16 protein-coding genes are annotated in these 14178 nt (G+C 39.1%); 15 read left to right on the top strand and 1 reads right to left on the bottom strand.

Features of this window, described 5'->3' with window-relative positions; all coding sequences use genetic code 11:
• Window positions 1-6 precede the first annotated feature (6 nt).
• The 15 genes from EXS92_RS01095 to EXS92_RS01025 are packed head-to-tail and all read left to right on the top strand — an operon-like array spanning window position 7 to window position 12770.
• Window positions 7-1143 carry an amidohydrolase family protein gene (locus tag EXS92_RS01095; protein WP_165515276.1) on the top strand — a complete coding sequence of 379 codons (1137 nt, stop codon included), beginning with the start codon at window positions 7-9 and terminating at the stop codon, window positions 1141-1143.
• Window positions 1128-2357, top strand: coding sequence for an adenosine deaminase (locus tag EXS92_RS01090; protein WP_165515275.1), 1230 nt, complete (start codon window positions 1128-1130; stop codon window positions 2355-2357). The genes EXS92_RS01095 and EXS92_RS01090 overlap by 16 nt, the downstream gene beginning before the upstream one ends.
• 60 nt (window positions 2358-2417) lie before the next feature.
• Complete coding sequence (locus tag EXS92_RS01085) at window positions 2418-2660, top strand: nuclease (RefSeq protein ID WP_000780044.1); 243 nt, start codon at window positions 2418-2420, stop codon at window positions 2658-2660.
• A 9-nt stretch (window positions 2661-2669) separates the two neighbouring features.
• Window positions 2670-3983 (top strand): tRNA (N6-isopentenyl adenosine(37)-C2)-methylthiotransferase MiaB, encoded by a 1314-nt coding sequence (gene miaB, locus EXS92_RS01080; protein WP_165515274.1) that lies wholly within the window; start codon window positions 2670-2672, stop codon window positions 3981-3983.
• Between the two features lie 39 nt (window positions 3984-4022).
• The gene (locus EXS92_RS01075) at window positions 4023-4676 is read left to right on the top strand and encodes a lysophospholipid acyltransferase family protein (RefSeq protein WP_165515273.1); all 654 of its coding nucleotides are present in this window, start codon (window positions 4023-4025) and stop codon (window positions 4674-4676) included.
• On the top strand, window positions 4669-5649 hold the full coding sequence (locus EXS92_RS01070; RefSeq protein ID WP_165515272.1) for a hypothetical protein: 981 nt from the start codon (window positions 4669-4671) through the stop codon (window positions 5647-5649). Before EXS92_RS01075 ends, EXS92_RS01070 begins: the two co-directional genes overlap by 8 nt.
• The gene (locus EXS92_RS01065) at window positions 5639-6172 is read left to right on the top strand and encodes a hypothetical protein (protein WP_001875580.1); all 534 of its coding nucleotides are present in this window, start codon (window positions 5639-5641) and stop codon (window positions 6170-6172) included. Before EXS92_RS01070 ends, EXS92_RS01065 begins: the two co-directional genes overlap by 11 nt.
• Entirely contained in the window at window positions 6169-6708 is a 540-nt protein-coding gene (locus EXS92_RS01060) for a hypothetical protein (protein WP_000803123.1), read from the top strand. Before EXS92_RS01065 ends, EXS92_RS01060 begins: the two co-directional genes overlap by 4 nt.
• A gap of 15 nt (window positions 6709-6723) precedes the next feature.
• The gene (locus tag EXS92_RS01055; RefSeq protein ID WP_165515271.1) at window positions 6724-7122 is read left to right on the top strand and encodes a YkgJ family cysteine cluster protein; all 399 of its coding nucleotides are present in this window, start codon (window positions 6724-6726) and stop codon (window positions 7120-7122) included.
• A 36-nt stretch (window positions 7123-7158) separates the two neighbouring features.
• On the top strand, window positions 7159-8460 hold the full coding sequence (locus EXS92_RS01050) for a tetratricopeptide repeat protein (RefSeq protein WP_165515270.1): 1302 nt from the start codon (window positions 7159-7161) through the stop codon (window positions 8458-8460).
• A complete protein-coding gene (locus EXS92_RS01045; RefSeq protein WP_079305646.1) occupies window positions 8448-9005 on the top strand; it encodes a beta/alpha barrel domain-containing protein in 558 nt (185 codons plus the stop codon). The genes EXS92_RS01050 and EXS92_RS01045 overlap by 13 nt, the downstream gene beginning before the upstream one ends.
• A 56-nt stretch (window positions 9006-9061) precedes the next feature.
• Window positions 9062-9316, top strand: a complete 255-nt coding sequence (locus tag EXS92_RS01040; protein WP_000055462.1) for a YfhL family 4Fe-4S dicluster ferredoxin — start codon at window positions 9062-9064, stop codon at window positions 9314-9316.
• 9 nt (window positions 9317-9325) lie between these two features.
• Window positions 9326-10780, top strand: coding sequence for a Ppx/GppA family phosphatase (locus EXS92_RS01035; RefSeq protein ID WP_165515269.1), 1455 nt, complete (start codon window positions 9326-9328; stop codon window positions 10778-10780).
• The gene (gene waaC, locus EXS92_RS01030; protein ID WP_165515268.1) at window positions 10777-11787 is read left to right on the top strand and encodes a lipopolysaccharide heptosyltransferase I; all 1011 of its coding nucleotides are present in this window, start codon (window positions 10777-10779) and stop codon (window positions 11785-11787) included. The genes EXS92_RS01035 and waaC overlap by 4 nt, the downstream gene beginning before the upstream one ends.
• On the top strand, window positions 11784-12770 hold the full coding sequence (locus EXS92_RS01025; RefSeq protein WP_165515267.1) for a lipid A biosynthesis lauroyl acyltransferase: 987 nt from the start codon (window positions 11784-11786) through the stop codon (window positions 12768-12770). Before waaC ends, EXS92_RS01025 begins: the two co-directional genes overlap by 4 nt.
• A gap of 258 nt (window positions 12771-13028) precedes the next feature.
• Here EXS92_RS01025 and tgt read toward each other — a convergent pair whose 3' ends face one another.
• Window positions 13029-14144 carry a tRNA guanosine(34) transglycosylase Tgt gene (gene tgt, locus EXS92_RS01020; protein ID WP_165515266.1) on the bottom strand — a complete coding sequence of 372 codons (1116 nt, stop codon included), beginning with the start codon at window positions 14142-14144 and terminating at the stop codon, window positions 13029-13031.
• Window positions 14145-14178: the final 34 nt, after the last annotated feature.

Raw genomic sequence — 14178 nt, 5'->3', positions numbered from 1 at the left:
GGTTTGATGCTGTTAAAAAACGCTTCGTTTTATGATGATGAGGTTTTAAAAAGAGCGGACATTCGCTTAAAAGATTCCCTCATTATAGAGATTGAAGAAAACTTAAGCCCTACTAATAATGAAGAAGTGATTGAGTGTGAAAAATTATTCGTGCTGCCAAGCTTCATTGATTTGAGCGTTACTGATTTAGAGGGTTATGAAAATTTAAAACAAAAGGCTTTTAAAGGGGGGGTGGGGTTACTCAATATTTTCAATGGCGATCAAAGCGGTATTAAAAATATCATGGCGCTCAAAAACAACCAACTAGCCGACATCGCTACGCTTAAAAATAAAGGGGGGGAAATTTTAATCGCGCAATCTGACGCTTTTTTAGAACTCATCAGCCACTACGCCAAATCCTACAACTTGCCCCTTTTAATTTCTTTGGAAAATTCTTTTGAAGCCCTAAATAGCGGGGCATTAGCCTATGAATTGGGGCAGAATTTTGTAGACAATGCGTTTGAAAACACGCGCTTGGTGCGTTTCATGGAAGTTTCTAGAGCGTTACAAATCCCCGTGCTTTTAGATAAAGTGAATAGCGCTACCACGCTCAAACTCATCAAAGCCTTTAACGATTTAGGAGCGAAATTACAAGCCCAAACGCCCTTAAGCCATTTGATCTTAGATGAGAGCGTGTATGAAGATTATGAACCCCGATTTAAAATCGCCCCTCCTTTAAGGGATAAAGAAGGTCAAAACGCCCTAAAAGAAGCCCTAAAGAATAACGAAATCGCCATGCTCACAAGCCTTCATGCTTCTAAAAATTCTAACGCAGAGCTTTTTGAAGAAAGCGCGTTTGGGTGTGAGAGCATAGAGGACGCTTTCAGCGTGGCTTACACTTTTTTAGTTCAAAAGAAGGTTATCAGCTTCCAACAGCTCATTAAAGTCATGGCGATCAATCAAGCGAAGTTTTTAAAACTCAATGCAGGCGAGGTTAAAGAAAATCAATTAGCCAATCTCATGATCGTAGATTTAAACGCTCAAACAAGAGTGAGTAATCAAAATTCGCCCTTTTATGGTTTAGAATTATACGGCGAAGTTCAAAGAATGATCTTAAAAGGGCAAACCACATTTATTAAGGAGAATGCATGCAAGAAATCATAGGAGCGTCTTTAGTTTTTTTGTGCAATGAAAAATGCGAAGTGTTAGAAGATTATGGCGTGGTCTTTGATGAAAAGATTGTTGAAATAGGCGATTATCAAAGTTTAACACTTAAATACCCCCACTTAAAGGCGCAGTTTTTTGAAAATTCCGTTCTGTTGCCCGCTTTTATCAACGCGCACACCCATTTTGAATTTTCCAACAACAAGGCGAGTTTTGATTACGGGAGTTTTTCTGGCTGGTTAGGGAGCGTGTTAAACAATGGGGGGGCGATTTTAGAAAATTGCCAAGGGGCTATTCAAAACGCCATCATTATGCAATTAAAAAGCGGGGTGGGGAGCGTGGGAGCGATTTCTAACCACTTGATAGAAGTTGATTTGTTAAAAGAAAGCCCCTTGAGCACTGTCGTGTTTTTAGAGTTTTTAGGGAGTAGCTATTCTTTAGAAAAATTAAAGGCGTTTGAGGCCAAATTTAAAGAGTTAAAAGATTTAGAAGATGCAAAACTCAAAGCCGCTCTCGCTGTGCATGCCCCTTATTCGGTCCAAAAAGACATGGCTTTGAGTGTCATCCAATTGGCCAAAGATTCACAAAGCCTGCTTTCTACGCATTTTTTAGAATCGTTTGAAGAATTAGAATGGGTAGAAAATTCTAAAGGGTGGTTTGAAAATTTTTACCAACATTTTTTAAAGGAGTCTCATTTCAAATCGCTCTATAAAGGCGCGAACGATTACATTGACATGTTTAAAGACACGCACACTTTATTTGTGCATAACCAGTTCGCTTCTTTAGAAGCGTTAAAAAGGATCAAGTCTCAAGTCAAAAACGCTTTTTTAATCACATGCCCCTTTTCTAACCGCTTGTTGAGTGGGAAAGCGTTGGATTTAGAGAGAGCTAAAGAAGCCGGTTTGAGCGTGAGCGTGGCCACTGATGGCTTGAGTTCTAACATTTCGCTGAGCCTTTTAGACGAATTAAGGGCGTTCTTGCTCACCCATAACATGCCGTTATTGGAATTAGCTAAGATCGCTCTTTTAGGAGCGACTAGGCATGGGGCTAAAGCTTTAGCTTTAAATAATGGCGAGATAGAAGCCAATAAGAGGGCGGATTTGAGCGTGTTTGGTTTTAATGAAAAATTCACCAAAGAGCAAGCGATTTTGCAATTTTTATTGCATGCTAAAGAAGTGGAACGCTTGTTTTTAGGGGGGAAAAGGGTGATCTAATTTGTTTTAAAGACAGAATGCGTTAAAATGGGAAATCCAAATCAATTAAGGAAAGAGTCAATGAAATTAGTTTTAGCCAAGAATACGAGAAAATCAGACGCCAAGAGCGTGGAATTAGAGGATTTGTACCACAAATTTAGTGAAGATAAGCGTTCTATTTTTTATTTTGCCCCCACAAACGCCCATAAAGACATGCTCAAGGCGGTGGATTTTTTCAAAGAAAAAGGCCATACAGCTTATTTAGATGAGGTGAGGGTCAGCACTGATGAAAAAGATTTTCTTTATGAATTGCACATTATTTAAAGGCTCGTATTGAAAGTTTATATTGAAACGATGGGTTGTGCCATGAATTCTAGGGATAGCGAGCATCTACTAAGCGAACTATCCAAACTGGATTATAAAGAGACTAGCGACCCTAAAACAGCGGATTTGATCTTAATCAACACTTGCAGCGTGCGCGAAAAACCTGAAAGGAAATTGTTTTCAGAAATCGGGCAATTCGCTAAGATCAAAAAACCCAACGCCAAAATCGGGGTTTGCGGGTGCACCGCAAGCCACATGGGAGCGGACATTTTGAAAAAAGCCCCAAGCGTGAGCTTTGTGTTAGGGGCTAGGAATGTGTCTAAAATCTCTCAAGTGATCCATAAAGAAAAAGCGGTTGAAGTGGCGATTGATTATGATGAAAGCGCGTATGCGTTTGAATTTTTTGAAAAAAAGGCTCAAATCCGATCGTTACTAAACATCTCTATAGGGTGCGATAAAAAATGCGCTTATTGCATCGTCCCGCACACTAGGGGGAAAGAAATTTCTATCCCTATGGATTTGATTTTAAAAGAAGCTGAGAAATTGGCGAGTAATGGCACTAAAGAGCTCATGCTTTTAGGGCAGAATGTGAATAATTACGGCGTTCGTTTCAGTAGCGAGCATGCGAAAGTGGATTTTAGCGATTTACTGGATAAATTGAGCGAAATTTCAGGCATTGAAAGGATACGATTCACTTCGCCTCACCCTTTGCACATGAATGATGCATTTTTAGAACGCTTTGCCAAAAACCCTAAAGTGTGCAAGAGTATCCACATGCCCTTACAGAGCGGATCTAGTGCGGTGTTAAAGATGATGCGAAGAGGTTATAGTAAAGAGTGGTTTTTAAATCGGGTGGAGAGGTTAAAGGCTTTAGTGCCTGAAGTGGGCATTAGCACGGATATTATCGTGGGCTTTCCTAATGAGAGCGATAAGGATTTTGAAGACACGATGGAGGTGCTAGAAAAAGTGCGCTTTGACACGCTCTATAGTTTCATTTATTCCCCACGCCCTTTCACTGAAGCGGGAGCTTGGAAAGAAAGAGTGCCATTAGAGGTTTCATCTTCAAGGTTAGAGAGGCTGCAAAACAGGCACAAAGAAATTTTAGAGGAAAAAGCCAAGTTGGAAGTGGGTAAAACGCATGTGGTGTTGGTGGAAAACAGGCGTGAAATGGATGATCAAATCGTGGGTTTTGAGGGGCGCAGCGATACGGGGAAATTCATTGAAGTAACTTGTAAGGAAAAAAGAAATCCGGGCGAGCTTGTAAAAGTGGAGATTATTTCTCATTCTAAAGGGCGCTTGATAGCGGCCATTAAAGGCAACTAATCAAAATAACCAATGAAAAAGCGGGTTTAAAGGCGAGAATTGAGCTTAAAATTTTTCAGGAAAAATATCGTTTTAAAGATTGTCCCTCGTTTGGCGTTTGGAGTCCTTTGGTTGTTGCATAAAACTTGCAAAAACCGCTATTTTTTAGCTCAAAATTTAAAAGAAAAACCCTTTATTGTAAGCTGTTGGCATGGGGAGCTTGGCATGATTGGGTTTGCTTATTTAAAACTTAAAAAACCTTGTATTTATGTGATCGCAAGCCAGCATTTTGACGGCTCTATTGCGGCGGGTTTGTTTGAAAGCTTTGGTTTTAAAAACATTAGAGGCTCTAGCAAAAAAGGAGGGGTTAAGGTTTTGATAGAGGGGCTCAAACGCTTGAAAGAAGGTTGCGATGTCGCTATCACTCCTGATGGCCCTAAAGGCCCACGGCACAGCATAGCGGATGGGGTGATCGCTTTAGCTCAAAAATCAGGCGTGGGGATTAGCGCTTGTCGGGTGGTTTGTAAAAACGCATGGCGGTTGAACACTTGGGATCAATTTGAAATCCCTAAGCCTTTTAGCGAAGTGCGCTATTACATGCTAGAATCTGTGATCATCCCTAAAGAATGGGAGCTTTCAAAGGCTAAAGAATATTTAAAGACGCGCATGGATTCTGTTGGATTTGAAGAATCTCAAAGGGGTTTGGGTGCTTAAAGGGTTAAAAAAAACATTTAAAGAGAGATTTTGCTCTCAAGTGTATATCTCTTTTAATGTGGATCACAATCTTTTATCCACTCAAGTCATAAGGATCAAAAACGATCGCATTAAAGAGAAATTTTTTAAAACTTTTGAGACTAAAGTGGAGACTAAAAATGGTGAAGTCCCTATTCAAGCCTTAAAAATCGCCAGAACTTATAGCCAAAAATACCCCTACACTTATTTCAGCGCGATGAGTAAAGCTAAAGAGGTTTTATGCGAAAAACAGGCGTTTGAACAAATCAAACAAGAAAATCAAGATTATCATGCTTGTGAAGTCAATCAAAAGTATTGCGTTTATGTGGAATCTAAGGATTTTTTAAAGGATTTCAAGCGTTTTAAAATCCAGGATGTGGATTTTTTGTTTTCGCCTTTTAGCCTTATTTATGATTTTGTGCGCGATCATTTAGAAAATAAGCCGTTGTTGTATTTGCTTTTGGAGCGTTCAAGATTTTATTTTTTGATTGCGGATAAAAAAGAGATTTTTTTAGCCAAATCCGTGTTTTTAGAAGAACAACCTGAAGAGTTTATAGAGAGCAAAGAAGAAGATTCTATGGGAATGGATAATGAGACTGTGAATTTGTTTTTGAGTGAAATCCAAGAAGATATTGACAGCCTTGAAGAAGCGATGGGGCTAGATAGCAGTAAGGATAGTAAAGAAAAAAATGAGGACGCTTATAGTTTGATTGAAGGCATGACGAATATCCCCTTAATTGCAGATGTTTTGCAAGAGGGATTGCGCAGCGTCTATCATTCTAGAGAGATAGACTTTGTAGAAAAGGTGGTTGTTTTAGACAGTTGTCAAATCCACCACAAAGCGTTAATGCATTTGCAAGAAACTTTGATGATAGAAGTGGATAGGCTTGATTTTTCTTTAGTGGAGCGCTTGAATATTTTAGCGCGCATGGAGAATGAAAAGCATGCGTTTTAGCTATATTGAGCCAAGAGCGAAATACCTTATCAGCAAGCTTTCTAAAATTTGGGTTTTTTACATTTTTTTATCTTTTGTGGTGATAGGGGGGTTAGTGTGGTTTATGCACAACGCCATTAAAAACACTCAAGACAATGTGTCCAGTTTGACGATCCAAGAAAGGCTCTACCGCCATGAAATCAGCCGCTTACAGGTTAAGACTGATGAAACCTTAAAACTCATTAAAGAAGCCAAAAAGCGTTTGAATTACAACGATGATATACGAGATGTTTTGCAAGGGCTTTTGAATATTGTGCCGGATTCCATCACTATTAATAGCATTGAAATAGACCAGCAAAGCGTGGTGGTTAGTGGTAAAACCCCTTCTAAAGAAGCCTTTTATTTTTTGTTTCAAAACAAACTAAACCCCATGTTTGATTATTCTAGGGCGGAATTTTTCCCTTTAAGCGATGGGTGGTTTAATTTTGTTTCCACCAACTTTTCTAATTCCTTACTGATAAAAAACCCGGAGTCTATTAAATGAAGCCATTGCATTTTTCACACTTAGACAGAGAACAATCAGGCGATGTAGGGTTTATCATCAAAAACCTTGTTTTTTTAGGGGTTTTTTCCTTATTGGGTTGGTTGAACACCGAGTATTTTCTGTGGCCTAGCATGCTGGAATTAAAAAAAATCCTTTTAGAAGAAAATCGTAAAAAAAGCGTTTTAGAATACGCGCAAAGGCATTTTGAAACAGCTCTAACAAACTATCGTAATCAAAAAGAAACAAGCGAATCCTTGTTAAAGATTTTTAATGATGAAGAGTCCAGGCGGATTTTAGAAAAGATTTTAAAAAAATGTTTTGATGCCTATAAAATCAAACCCTTGCTCTCTCAAAACCCTCTTCAAAAAACCCAGTTTTTTATCATGGCCAGAGCGAGCGAATTGGAAAAAACCTATCTTTTTTTCACCTTAATCAACAAATATTTACCGAGCGCTCAAAGCCAATTGCCCTTAAAAATTTCTAAAGATGATGAAGGGCTGTTGGTGCAATTTAGCGTGAGTATTGATCTCCAATAGGATAGGGGTAGTTTAATGCGAGATTTTGATTTCAGTTTTAATTCTAAGGCATGCGAGGGTTGTGGGGCAAAGTGTTGCGTGGGAGAAAGCGGGTATATTTTTGTAAGTATCCAAGAAATGCAAAAAATTAGCGCTTTTTTAAAATTAGAATTAGAAGAATTCAGTCAAAAATACGTTAAAAAGGTGGGTTATAAGTTCTCTTTATTAGAAAAAGACGCTAAAGAGTTGGGTTTGGCGTGCGTGTTTTTGGATTTAGAAACCAAAAAATGCCAGATTTATAGCGTGCGCCCTAAGCAATGCCAAACTTTTCCTTTTTGGGAGAGCGTGAAAACTTTCTCTAAAGAGCAAAAAGAAGCTTTTTGTCAAAGTTGTCCGGGCATCACACAAAAAACCAAAGAGACTAAAGTGCGCTAAAATTCACTTTAGTTACACAAAAAAGGAAATAAAATAATGGATATTCCAATAAAGAAAAGATTTTTAGCAAATTTATTGTTTTTGAGCTTGTTTTGCCTTAAGGCTGAAACCCTTTCAGAAGACCATCAAATTTTATTGAGTTCAGACGCTTTCCATAGAGGGGATTTTGCAGCCGCTCAAAAAGGGTATATGAATCTTTACAAGCAAACCAATAAAGTGGTGTATGCTAAAGAAGCGGCCATTTCAGCGGCGAGTTTAGGGGACATTAAAACCGCTATGCATTTAGCCATGCTCTATCAAAAAATCACCAATAATCGTAACGATGTTTCTATCAATAAGATTTTAGTGGATGGCTATGTGCAAATGGGGCAGATTGATAAGGCGATTGAACTATTACACAAAATCCGTAAAGAAGAAAAGACCATAGCCACAGACAATGTGTTAGGGACTTTGTATTTGACTCAAAAGCGTTTGGATAAGGCTTTCCCGTTGTTGAATAAGTTTTATAACCAAGTGCATGATGAAGACAGCCTAGAAAAACTCATTACGATCTATTTTTTGCAAAATCGTAAAAAAGAGGGCTTGGATTTGTTGCAATCTCATATAGACAGGTATGGTTGCTCAGAACAATTGTGCCAAAAAGCACTCAACACCTTCACGCAATTTAACGAGCTTGATTTGGCTAAAACGACTTTCGCTCGTTTGTATGAAAAAAACCCTATTGTTCAAAACGCCCAATTTTACATAGGGGTATTAATCTTGTTAAAAGAGTTTGATAAGGCCCAGAAAATCGCAGAATTATTCCCTTTTGATAGGCGTTTGTTATTAGACTTATACACCGCGCAAAAAAAATTCGCTCAAGCTTCCAAACAAGCTTCTTTGATCTATCAAGAAAAAAAAGACCCTAAATTCTTAGGATTAGAGGCCATTTATCATTATGAAAGCTTGAGCGCGAAAAATAAAAAGCTCACCAAAGAAGAGATGTTGCCCATCATTCAAAAATTAGAGCAAGCCACCAAAGAGCGCCAAGCATGGCTTGCTAAAACTAAAGATAAAGAAGACGCGCAAGACGCTTTCTTTTATAATTTTTTAGGGTATTCCTTAATAGATTATGACATGGATGTTAAAAGAGGTATAGATTTGGTTAAAAAAGCTTTAGCCCTAGACACTAGCGACTACAATTCAGCGATCTATTTAGACTCTTTGGCGTGGGGTTATTACAAATTAGGGAATTGTTTGGAGGCTAAAAAAATCTTTTCTAGCATCGCTAAAGAGTTTATCCAAACTGAACCCGAATTGAAAGAACACAATAAGATCATTCAAGAATGCAAGAAATAGGGATTTTAGAAAATTTACAAAAAAGCTTAGCCTTAAAAGAGGGCATGCTTTCTTATGAAATGTTAGGTAAAAGCCTGTCGTATAACCCTTACTTGCCTAGAATCATTCCTCAAACCAAAAATTGTGTTTTTGTAACCCCTGATGAGGTTTTAGAAAAGCTTTTGAAAGAAAACACCCACACCGATTGCGTCATTGTCAATTTCAAAGGATTATACGAAATAGGTGCGCCAAGCGTGTTTGATTTAGAAGTTTTAGGGTTGTTGCGCCGCCATGCGAACTCTTTGATTGTCCATGAGGATCTTTTTATCAGCCATTACCAGCTTTTAGAATCGCTTGTTCAAGGCTCTGATGGGGTCATTTTAGATGAAGAGCTTTTGAAAGAAGATTTAAAGGGCATGGTAGAATTTTCTTGGCGTTTGGGCTTGAGCGTGTTTGTAGAAACCCACAAGCCAGATTACACTCATTTAAAAGATTTAGGGGTTTTAGGCGTGCTAGAAATTAGCCCCCATTCTTATAATCAAAAAAAAATAGTCTTTTTAGATTGAATTTTAAGCTAATTTAGAGTAAAAATCGTATTCAAACTTTTTAAAAGGAGTTAGTCATGTCATTATTGGTGAACGATGAATGCATTGCATGCGATGCTTGCAGAGAAGAATGCCCTAGTGAGGCGATTGAAGAGGGCGATCCCATTTATAATATTGATCCAGACAGATGCACAGAGTGTTACGGGTATGATGATGATGAGCCGCGTTGCGTGAGCGTATGCCCTGTAGATGCGATTTTACCGGATCCCAACAACGCAGAGAGCAAAGAGGAATTGAAATACAAATACGAAATCTTAAAAGAGCAAGATTAAAGGCTAGTAATGGCTAAAATCACGACCGTGATTGATATAGGCTCTAATTCAGTGCGTTTGGCAGTCTTTAAAAAGACGAGCCAGTTTGGGTTTTACTTGCTTTTTGAGACTAAGTCTAAGGTTAGGATTTCAGAGGGTTGTTATGCGTTTAATGGAATCTTACAAGAAATCCCCATGCAAAGAGCCGTTAAAGCCTTGAGCGAATTTAAAGAAATCGCTCTCAAATACAAAAGCAAAAAAATCCTGTGCGTGGCGACCTCAGCGGTACGCGATGCCCCTAATCGGTTAGAGTTTGTAGCGAGAGTGAAAAAGGCTTGCGGTTTGCAAATCAAAATCATTGATGGGCAAAAAGAAGCGCTCTATGGCGGAATCGCGTGCGCGAATTTGTTGCATAAAAATTCAGGGATCACGATAGACATTGGAGGGGGTAGCACCGAGTGCGCGTTGATTGAAAAAGGCAAGATTAAGGATCTCATCTCGCTTGATGTCGGCACGATTCGCATTAAAGAAATGTTTTTAGACAAAGCCTTAGATGTCAAATTGGCTAAAGCCTTTATCCAAAAAGAGGTCTCTAAATTGCCCTTTAAGCATAAAAACGCCTTTGGGGTGGGGGGGACGATCAGAGCCTTGAGTAAGGTGCTGATGAAACGCTTTTGTTACCCTATAGATTCTTTGCATGGTTATGAAATAGATGCACATAAAAATTTAGCGTTCATTGAAAAAATCGTCATGCTCAAAGAAGACAAATTACGGCTTTTAGGGGTGAATGAAGAGCGTTTGGATAGCATTAGGAGTGGGGCGTTGATTTTATCAGTCGTTTTGGAGCATTTAAAAACTTCTTTAATGATCACTAGTGGGGTGGGGGTGAGAGAAGGCGTGTTTTTGAGCGATTTGTTGCGCCACCATTACCATAAATTCCCCCCCAATATCAACCCCTCTCTCATCTCTTTAAAAGATCGCTTTTTGCCCCATGAAAAGCACAGCCAAAAGGTCAAAAAAGAATGCATGAAATTGTTTGAAGCCTTATCGCCTTTGCATAAAATAGATGAAAAATACCTTTTCCATTTAAAGATTGCGGGGGAATTAGCGAGCATGGGTAAGATTTTAAGCGTCTATTTAGCCCACAAGCACAGCGCGTATTTCATTTTAAACGCTTTGAGTTATGGCTTTAGCCACCAGGATAGAGCGATCATTTGCTTATTAGCCCAATTCAGCCATAAAAAAATCCCTAAAGACAACGCTATCGCCCACATGAGCGCGATGATGCCAAGCCTTTTGACCTTGCAATGGCTGAGTTTTATCCTTTCTTTAGCCGAAAATTTGTGCCTAACAGACAGCCACCATTTAAAATACACGCTAGAAAAAAACAAGCTTGTGATCCATTCTAATGATGCGCTTTACTTGGCTAAAGAAATGCTCCCCAAACTCATTAAGCCCATTCCTTTGACGATAGAGTTTGCTTGAAAATAGCGATTGTCAGGCTTTCAGCGCTTGGGGATATTATCGTGAGTGCGGTGTTTTTAGCGGCTATTAAAGAGCGTTTCACTGACGCTCAAATAGAATGGTTCGTGGATGAAAGATTTAGCACGATTTTAGAGCATTCCCCCTATATTGATAAATTACACCCCATCGCTTTAAAAAGCGTGCTTACAACCTTGAACCCTTTGAAGATTTTCAAGCTTTTTAAAAATTTAAGGGCTTATGAATACGATACAATCATTGACATGCAAGGCCTAGTCAAATCCGCTCTCATCACGCAAATGTTGAAAGCCCCTAAAAAAGTCGGCTTTGATTACGCTTCGGCTAGGGAGGGTTTGAGCGCGTTTTTTTACTCGCAAAAAGTTTCTATCGCTTATGATGAACCTATTTTAAAGCGTAATTCCACGCTCCTTTCTCAAGCCCTAAACTTGCCAGAAAAAGAAATTTCACAGGGTTTAAGCTCTAGGGCTAAAGCGTTTTCTTACCAGCCTTCTCCAAAAATCAACGCGTTAAACTTGAATAAAAATAAACCAAAAATCCTTTTTGTTTTAGAAACTTCTAAAATCAATAAAACTTACCCCATAGAGCGTTTTAAAGAGTTGGCGTTAATTTTAGAAAATTTTCAAATTTGCTTGTTATGGCATGCTGATGAAAAGAAGGCCATTACGCTTTATCACGCTTTAAAACACCAGCGCAATGTGTTATTGCTCCCTAAACTCACTTTAAACGAGGTTAAGGCGTTGCTCTTTAAAATGGATGTGATTATTGGGGGCGATACGGGTATCACGCATTTAGCATGGGCGTTACAAAAGGCTAGTATCACCCTTTATGGCAACACGCCCATGGAGCGTTTTAAATTAGAAAGCCCGATCAATGTTTCGCTCACCGGTAATTCAAACGCCAACTACCATAAAAAGGATTTTTCTATCCAAAACATAGATCCTAAAAAAATTAAAGAATGCGTTTTAAACGTTTTAAAGGAAAAAGAATGACTTATAAAGAACGACTCATACACGAAAAGATATTGAACAAAGACGACAAGGGTTTTAAAACAGAACTGCGCATTTTGAATATTCTTATCGTGGAATCTTTAGTGAATATTCTGGGGTTTGTTTTAGCTAAAATGCCTCATTTTTGGTTTTTAAGGTGCATTAAAGCTTTAGCATGGCTCATGAAAACCTTTGATAGGCGCCGTTATTTTGACGCTAAGGCCAATTTGGATTTTGTGTTTGGGGATTCTAAAAGCGAAGAAGAGAAAAAAAGGATCATTAAAAAGGGGTATGAAAATTTTGCTTTCATCATTTTAGAAACCATTAGAGTGATCTTTATCCCTAAGGCTGAATACGACGCTCGTTTCACGCTCATCAATGAAGAAAACGTGTGGAAGTCTTTAAACAAGGAAGGCCAAGCGATCACTTTATGCATGCATTTTGGCTATTGGGAAGCGGTAGGCACGACTTTAGCGCAATATTATGAGAACTATGGTAGGGGGTGCTTGGGGCGTTTGACTAAATTCGCTCCCATCAACCACATGATCATGAGCCGGCGAGAGGCGTTTGGGGTGCGCTTTGTCAATAAAATAGGGGCGATGAAAGAACTCATTAAAATGTATAATCAAGGCAATGGCCTTGTGGGGATTTTAGTGGATCAAAATGTCGTTCCTAAAGACGGGGTGGTGGTGAAATTCTTTGATAGAGACGCTACGCACACCACGATCGCTTCTATTTTGTCGCGCCGTTACAATATAGACATCCAGCCAGTATTCATTGATTTTAATGACGATTATTCGCATTACACAGCGACTTATTACCCAAGTATCCGCTCTCAAATCACTGATAACGCACAAAACGATATTTTAGAATGCACGCAAGCCCAAGCGAGTTTGTGCGAAGAGGTGATTAGAAACCACCCGGAAAGTTATTTTTGGTTTCACAGGCGTTTTAAAAGCACCCACCCTGAGATTTATCAAAGATAGGGTTTTGTTATCCTTGAATGGATACTCAAAACCTTACATTTTTTCAAAAAATAGGGTTTTTAAATTTAATTTTTATAGTAAAAACTCACTTCCTTAAGGGGATAGGGGGTATTTTGAAATAATTCCCCCTACAACCCCCCTTAAATAACCCCCTAACCCAAGAAGACCGCTTTTTTTTAAAAAGTTATCGCTTACTCACGCAAGCTCTTTGTCATTGATTGTAAAAAATGCTTTTTAGTATTTTTTACATTTTACCACTCAATGCGAACAAGAGTGGTATTTTTCTAAAAATTCTTTTTTAAAACTCAAAAACCGCTTTTCTAAAATGGCGTTTCTGGCGTTTTTAACCAGCTCTAAATAAAAATGCAAATTGTGCAAGCTGGCTAAACGAGCGTAGGTGAGTTCTTTAGCCCTAAAGAGATGGTGCAAATAGGCTTTAGAATAGCGTTTGCAAGCATAACAAGCGCAATTTTCTTCAATAGGGGTATTATCCAATTTATAGGGCGCGTTTTTGATAGAAATTTTGCCAAAATGCGTGAAAAGGGTGGCGTTTCTGGCGTTTCTGGTGGGCATCACGCAATCAAACATATCCACTCCTAAACTGATAGCGTCTAGGATATTTTCAGGCGTGCCTACGCCCATTAAGTAGCGAGGCTTGTCTTTGGGGAGCAAGGGGGCGGTGTGCGCGATGGTTTCTAGCATTTCATCAGCACTTTCCCCCACCGCTAAACCGCCTATAGCGTAGCCATCAAAACCTTTATGCGTCAATTCCACGCTAAGGCTTCGCATTTTCAAATGCGTGCCGCCCTGGATAATGGCAAAAAGGTTGTTGCTCGGGCGGTTTTTTTCTTTGTGGTATTCTAGGCTAAGATTCGCCCATTTAGCGCTTCTTTTAATGGATTCTTCAAGGCGCTTTAGCGGAGCGGGCAAGCCCACCAAATCGTCTAAAACCATCATAATATCGCTATTCAAAGAATATTGAATGTCCAAAACTTTAGCGGGCGTGAATAGATGCTTGCTCCCATCAATGTGGGATTTAAAAATAATCCCGTCTTCTTGCAATTTGACATTATCGCTCAAACTAAAGGCTTGAAACCCCCCGCTATCGGTTAAAAAACTCCCATGAAATTGAGCGAAACGATGCAAACCCCCTAATTGTTCAACCACTTTCTCGCCCGGCCTTAAATACATGTGATAGGTGTTGGCTAAAATGAGTTTAGTGCCTAAAATTTCTTGCACATCTGTAGCGTCTAAAGATTTGATGCAGCCTTGCGTGCCTACGGGCATAAAAACAGGCGTTGCCACTTGAGAATGGGCTAAATTTAAAAGACCAGCTCGCGCGTGTTTGTCAATAGCTTGGAGTTGAAAATCCATCGTTTAAGCCTTAATCTTGGATATAATGGCGTAA

Origin of the sequence: Helicobacter pylori (genome assembly GCF_011175115.1) — a bacterium.
GTDB lineage: Bacteria > Campylobacterota > Campylobacteria > Campylobacterales > Helicobacteraceae > Helicobacter > Helicobacter pylori_DF.
Note: the sequence above shows the minus strand (reverse complement) of the source record. Positions and strands in the feature narration are given on the sequence as shown.